The organism is Micromonospora sp. WMMD736 (genome assembly GCF_049179015.1).
Lineage (GTDB): Bacteria > Actinomycetota > Actinomycetes > Mycobacteriales > Micromonosporaceae > Micromonospora.
On sequence record NZ_JBMHMI010000019.1, the window covers coordinates 1 to 5,938 of the forward strand.

At 70.2% G+C, this 5,938-nt stretch carries 5 protein-coding genes; all 5 read right to left on the reverse strand.

What is annotated here, in order from left to right:
* Positions 1 to 314, reverse strand: a 314-nt coding sequence (locus ACN269_RS32720) for a glycosyltransferase (protein WP_421476896.1), incomplete at its 3' end; no start/stop codon positions are given.
* A complete protein-coding gene (ftsW, locus tag ACN269_RS32725; RefSeq protein WP_421476898.1) occupies positions 311 to 1,840 on the reverse strand; it encodes a putative lipid II flippase FtsW in 1,530 nt (509 codons plus the stop codon). The genes ftsW and ACN269_RS32720, both read right to left, overlap by 4 nt.
* Positions 1,841 to 1,846: 6 nt before the next feature.
* Positions 1,847 to 3,319: a UDP-N-acetylmuramoyl-L-alanine--D-glutamate ligase gene (murD, locus tag ACN269_RS32730; RefSeq protein WP_421476900.1), complete on the reverse strand. Its 1,473-nt coding sequence runs from the start codon at positions 3,317 to 3,319 to the stop codon at positions 1,847 to 1,849.
* Position 3,320: 1 nt separating this feature from the next.
* Positions 3,321 to 4,400 carry a phospho-N-acetylmuramoyl-pentapeptide-transferase gene (gene mraY / locus ACN269_RS32735; protein WP_421476902.1) on the reverse strand — a complete coding sequence of 360 codons (1,080 nt, stop codon included), beginning with the start codon at positions 4,398 to 4,400 and terminating at the stop codon, positions 3,321 to 3,323.
* Entirely contained in the window at positions 4,397 to 5,908 is a 1,512-nt protein-coding gene (locus tag ACN269_RS32740; protein WP_421476904.1) for a UDP-N-acetylmuramoyl-tripeptide--D-alanyl-D-alanine ligase, read from the reverse strand. The genes mraY and ACN269_RS32740 overlap by 4 nt, the downstream gene beginning before the upstream one ends.
* Positions 5,909 to 5,938: the final 30 nt, after the last annotated feature.

Here is a 5,938-nt window from a genome sequence, read left to right on the forward strand (position 1 = left end):
ATGACCACGTCGGCGCCGACCGCGTCGAGCACCGCGCGGGTCTGCCGAACCGCGCGCCGCACCCGCACCGGCAACTTGGCCAGATCGGCCGTCGGCTTTCGGGGCAGCGGCACCGGGGTGATGAGCTCGAGGTGATAGCCCCGCTCGGGGACCAACCTGGTCTCCAGTCCGCGGTCGGTACCCAAAGCGGTGATCCGGATACCGGGATCGATGGCGGTCAGGGCGTCAGCCACAGCCATTGCGGGTTCGACATGCCCGGCCGTTCCGCCGCCGGCGAGAACCACCGAGATCCCCCCGGCGCTGGCACTGCTCACCCGTACCGCTGACCTTCCAGTGTGCGGGCCCGTCGGCCCGGTTGCCGTTGACCGGTACGCCCCTGTGCGCCGGAGCGGCGGCCGTCTACATGATGCCCTGTGCGCCGCCCCTGACGCTCAGCCGGCTGTGTCTTGCGCCGGGTGTCGCGGCTTGGCCCACGCGGCTTGGCCGCCTTCGCCGCCTTCGCCGCCTTCGCCGCCTTGGCCGGCTTGGACCGCAGCCGGTCGCGGGCAGCCTCGAGGCGGGTGGGCGAATAGGGCTGGAGCAGCGGCAGCCGCAACAGTCGGTTGAACCGGTCGTCCCGGCCGGCGCGCAGCGCGGCCACCGCTTCCGGCTCGTGTCGCGCGGCGTTGGCGATGATCCCCATCATCAACAGGGTGGTCGCCGTGGATGTCCCGCCGGCCGAGATCAACGGCAGCTGCAGCCCGGTGACCGGCAGCAGTCCGACCACGTAGCCCACGTTGATGAACGTCTGCCCCAGCACCCACATCGTGGTCGCGGCGGTCAGCAGCCGCAGGAACGGATCAGCCGAGCGGCGCGCGATCCGCATGCCGGTGTAGGCGAACAACCCGAACAGGCAGAGCAGCCCGGCGGCACCGACGAACCCAAGTTCTTCGCCGATGATCGCGAAGATGAAGTCGTTGTGTGCGTTGGGCAGGTAGTTCCACTTCGCCGCGCCCTGTCCGAGCCCGTCGCCGAAGAAGCCGCCGTTGGCCAGCGCGAACCTGGCCTGACGCGCCTGATACCCGGCGTCCTGGGGGTCGGCGCCGGGGTTCAGCCAGGATCGCACCCGGTCGGAGCGGTAGCCCTCGGACACCGCCAGCACTGCGGCCGAGACCATCACCGCCAGCGTCGATGTGACGAACACCCGTAGCGGCAATCCGGCGTACCACAGCAGCGCCAGCAGGATGATGCCCAGGGAGACGGTCTGTCCGAGGTCTGGCTGGGCGACGATGAGCGCCAGCGCGATGACCGCGGCCGGCACCAGTGGGATCAGCATCTCGCGCAGCGACGCTCGCTCCATGCGCCGAGCGGCCAGCAGATGCGCCCCCCAGATCACAAACGCGATCTTGGCCAGTTCGGAGGGTTGCATGGAGAATCCCGCCACCACGAACCAGCCGCGCGAACCGTTGGCGATCTTCCCGATGCCCGGCACGAGCACCAGGATCAGCAGCACGATGGTCAGCGCGAACCCGGGGAAGGCCAGCCGGCGCAGCGTGTTCACCGATATGCGCAGTGCCAGGTAGAACCCGATCAACCCGACCAGTGTCCAGAGCACCTGGCGGGCGAAGATCGTCCACGGCGAGCCGTCGTCGTCATAAGAGCGCACCCCCGATGCCGACAGCACCATGATCAGCCCGAGCGTGGTGAGCAGTGCCGCGACGGCGATGATGAGGTGAAACGAGGTCATCGGCCGGCCCAGCCAGGCGCCGAACCGGGTCCGCGGCTGGGCGGAGGGTGCGGACGTCGACGTGGTTACGCCGGCCCCACGCCGGATCCGCAACCGGGCCAGGATGTTGCTCACGGTTGGCTACCGAGTTGCGGCGCGAACGGCCGCCGCGAACGCGTCTCCACGTTCGCCGTAACCGCTGAACTGGTCGAAGGATGCTCCGGCCGGCGCCAGCAAGACGGCGTCGCCTGGGTCGGCGAGTTCGCGCGCCACATCCACCACCGCGGTCATCACGGCCGCAGCCAGCGGCCGATCGGCCACTTCGACCACACGAGTCACATGATTCACAGGCGACACATCTGGCTCAATTGTCTCAACCACCCCAGAATCCTCCCCCGCCACAAGCTCGACGACGGGGACATCCGGGGCGTGTCGCGCTAATGCGTTGGCGATGGCCGTGTGGTCCCGACCGATCAACACCACTCCGACCAGCCTATTTGCCACCGCGGCGACCAGTTCGTCGACCGCGGCGCCCTTCAGCAGACCACCGGCCACCCACACCACCCGCGGGTAGGCCGTGATCGACGCCTGGGCCGCGTGCGGATTGGTCGCTTTCGAATCGTCGACGAACGTGACGCCGCCGACTTTCGCGACCACCTCGGCGCGATGGCGTCCGACTTGGAAGGACGCCAGCGCCGACGCCACGGCATCGGCGCCTACGCCTACCGAGCGGGCCAACGCCGCCGCGGCCAGCGCGTCGAGCACCCCGACCGGCCCGGCCACCGGGATCGTCGCTGCATCGGCCAGCGCGACGTCGTCGCCGAAGGCGTTGTCGATCAGCACACCGTCGCGGACCCCGAATTCGCCGGGCGCCGGTTCGCCGAGCCGGAACCCCACCCGCGTCGCGGCCGGCGACTCGGCCAGCAATCGCGCCGCCACCGGGTCGTCGGCTCCGGCCACCGCCACCCGCCCGGTCAGCGCGCGGGCCTTGTCGGCGGCGTAGGCGGCCAGCGTGCCGTGCCAGTCCAGGTGATCCTCGGCGATGTTGAGCACCGCACCGGCCTCCGGCCGCAGCGACGGGGCCCAATGCAGCTGAAAGCTCGACAGCTCGACGGCCAGCACCTCGGCCGGCGCGGCCAGGACGTCGAGCACCGGACTGCCGATGTTGCCGCACAAGACGCTGCGCCGGCCCGCGGCCACCAGCATGGCGTGCAGCATCGACGTCGTGGTGGTCTTGCCGTTCGTCCCGGTGACCACCAGCCAACGCCGGGGCGGCCCGAACCGGCCGGCGACGTCGAGCCGCCACGCCAGTTCGACATCGCCCCACACCGGCACCCCGGCCGTCGCGGCGGCCGCCAGCACCGGCGCCGTGGGCGGAAAGCCCGGGCTGGTCACCACCAACTCGAAATCGGCAACCGCGGCGATCGCCTCCGGCGGATCGAGCACCGCCACCCCGGCCGCGGCGTGCGGACCCAGGATGGCCGGGTCGTCATCGCAGAGCGTGGCACTGACACCCAGTTGCGCCAGGGTGGCCAGGATCGCCCGACCGGTCACCCGGGCGCCGGCCACCAGCACCGCGGCACCCGGGGCGATCGGCTCGAGGAGGTCGGCCACGTCAGGTTCCGACGGCCGAGAGCCACTCACTGTAGAACAGCGCCGCGCCCAGCCCGCACGCGATCGCGGTGAGCAGCCAGAACCTGATGATGACGGTGGTCTCGGCCCAACCGACGAGCTCGAAATGGTGGTGGAACGGCGCCATCCGGAACACCCGACGTCCGGTGGTGCGGAAGGCCAGGATCTGCACCACCACCGACATCACCTCGGCGACGAACAACGCGCCGAGCACGACCGCGAGGATCTCGGTCCGGCTGGTCACCGAGAGCCCGGCGATGATGCCGCCCAACGCCAGCGAGCCGGTGTCGCCCATGAAGATCTTCGCCGGTGCCGCGTTCCACCACAGGAATCCGATGCAGGCGCCCGCGGTGGCCGCGGCGATCAGCGCCAGATCCAGCGGATCGCGGACGTTGTAGCAGCCCAACCCGGGGCTGGTGGCGCAGGCGTTGCGGTACTGCCAGAACGTGATCAGCACGTAGGCCGCCGCGACCATCGCCATCGCGCCGGCCGCCAGACCGTCCAGCCCGTCGGTGAAGTTCACCGCGTTGGACCAGGCGCTGACGATGACCACGCAGAACAACACGAAAACCAGCGGCGCCAGCGTGACGGTGGCGATCTCACGCACGTAGGACAGCTCGGCGCTGCCCGGGGTCAGCCCGTCTTCGTTGCGGAACCGCAGTGCCAACGCGCCGAACAGCACGGCGGCCACCAGAATGCCGACGGTCTTGGCGGTCTTGTTCAGCCCCAGGTTGCGGGACCGACGGATCTTGATCAGGTCATCGATGAACCCCACGGCGCCCAGTGCAGTGGCCAGCCCGAGCACCAGCAGACCGGATGCCGACGGGCCGGCACCGTCGATCGCCGCACCGACCAGGTGGGTGCCCAGGTAGCTGGCCCAGATTCCGGCCAGGATCGCCACGCCACCCATCGACGGGGTGCCACGCTTCTTGGCGTGGCTGGGCGGGCCGTCCTCCCTGATCTCGTGGCCGAGGCCCTGCTTGGTGAACAACCGGATCAGCACCGGTGTCAGCAGGATCGACACCGTCAACGCGATGCCGACGGCGATGAGGATCTGTCTCATCGGGTCGTGGGCCCAGGATCAACGAGCGCTTCGGCCAACGCCGCCAACCGCGCCGCGTTGGAAGCCTTGACCAGCACGACGTCTCCCTCTTGCAGTTCGTCCCGCAACAGCTCCAGTGCGGCGTCGGCGTCGGGGACCAGCATGGCCTCCGCACCCCACGATCCTTCCATGACCGCGCCCTGATGCATGGCGCTCATAGCCCTCCCGGTCCCGACGACGACAAGTCGAGACACATCTAAGCGCACCGCCAGCCGTCCGATGCGATCGTGTTCGGATATCGCGTCGTCACCGAGCTCTGCCATCTCCCCCAGCACCGCCCAACTGCGCCGGTGTCGGCCGGCCTCACGGGCCATCCAGGCCAGCGCCTTGAGCCCGGCCACCATCGAGTCCGGGTTCGCGTTGTAGGCGTCGTTGATGACCGTCACACCGTCGGTCCGGGTGTGCACTGCCATCCGGTGCCGCGATACCGGTCCGGCCGCCGCCAGCGCGGCTGCGACCTGCGCCGGTTCCGCACCGCATTCCAGGGCGACCGCCGCCGCACACAACGCGTTCGACACCTGATGATCGCCGTGCACCGCCAACTCCACCTCGACCTGCGCGTCGGCCCCGTCGCGGCGGGTGTGCAGCGTGAAGCGCGGCCGGGCCAACTCGTCGAGGCTGACCGGGCCGGCCCAGACGTCGGCACCCGGTGACCGCGACACCCGCACAACGCGGCCGGCGGTCATGTCGGCCATCGCCGCCACCGCGCTGTCATCGGCATTGAGTACCACCACCCCCGACGCCGGAACCGCCTGCGGCAGCTCACCTTTCGTCGCGGCTATCGCCTCCCGAGAGCCGAACTCGCCCAGGTGGGCCGTGCCCACATTGAGGACGACCGCGATCGACGGCGGGGCGATCGCGGCCAACGCGGCGATGTTGCCCGGGTGTCGCGCCGACATCTCCAGAATCAGATAGTCGGTGGCCGGCGTCGCGCGCAGCACGGTCCAGGGATGGCCGAGCTCGTTGTTGAACGAACCCGGCGGCGCCACCACTTCGCCCAGTGGCGCCAGCACCGCGGCCAGCAGGTCCTTGGTCGAGGTCTTACCGGACGAGCCGGTCACCCCGATGATTGTCAGCCCGCCGGCCACCAACTCGGTTGCCACGGCGTTGGCCAGCCTGCCCAATGCCGACAGCACCGCCGCACCGGAGCCGTCGGCGTCGTGTTCGAGGGCACCTGACGCACCATCGATCGAGTCCGGGGCTGCACTGGGTTGCACGATGATCGCCGGTACGCCGACCGGACGGGCGGCCAACACCGCGACCGCGCCGGCCGCCACCGCGGCGGCCGCGAAATCATGACCATCGGCTTGCGCGCCGGGCAATGCCAGGAACAGCCCGCCGGGGCCCAGCTTGCGTGAGTCGAACTCGACGGTGCCGGTGACGCGGGTGGCGGCGGCGTCTTCCGCGGAAATATCGGCCAGCTCACCACCGATGATGCCGGCGATCTGGGCGATGGTCAGCTCGATCATCGGGCCGCTCTCGCGGCCTCCAGGGCCGCC